Origin of the sequence: Kocuria cellulosilytica (genome assembly GCF_040981245.1) — a bacterium.
GTDB classification, from domain to species: domain Bacteria; phylum Actinomycetota; class Actinomycetes; order Actinomycetales; family Micrococcaceae; genus Kocuria; species Kocuria cellulosilytica.
On the sequence record NZ_JAVFWZ010000180.1, the window covers coordinates 1 to 500 of the forward strand.

2 pseudogenes are annotated in these 500 nt (G+C 73.4%); both read right to left on the minus strand.

The features are described from left to right. Positions 1-280, minus strand: a pseudogene (locus RCG67_RS17590) (hypothetical protein); the annotation flags it as partial. Positions 281-295: 15 nt separating this feature from the next. Further along, a pseudogene (locus RCG67_RS17595) lies at positions 296-500 on the minus strand (glutathione-dependent formaldehyde dehydrogenase); the annotation flags it as partial.

Consider the following 500-nt stretch of genomic DNA (forward strand, 5'->3'; position numbering starts at 1 on the left):
GCCTGCGCAGCACCCCGGAGAGGCCCTTGGGCGGGCAGGCCGTGCCGAAGACGGGGGTGAGCTCCGCGTGCTCGATCGAGCGCTCCCGGGGCCGCCGCTCCTCCTGGCGCTCCGGCACGTCCCAGTGGGCCCCGGTCGCGCCCGGGTCGTAGCGCAGCTTCGGCACGGAGGGGCGGTCGGCCGGGTCCAGGTCGGCGCCCCAGCCGGGGATGCGGGCCCTCAGTGCCGCACGGTCGACGCTGCGCTCCGGCTCGCCGGCGGTGTCGGGGTTGGGGGTCATGGTCGCTGCCCTTCCTCAGCCGGCGCCCGGCACGATGAGCGGCTTGATGCAGCCGTCCAGCTTGGCGGAGAAGATGTGGTACCCCTCGGCGATGTGCTCCAGGGGGATGCGGTGGGTCACGAGGTCGCTGGGCTTGAGGTAGCCGTTGCGGATGTGCTCGAACAGCCGCGGCCACTGGCGCTTCACCGGGCACTGGTTCATCCGCAGGGTCAGTCCCTTG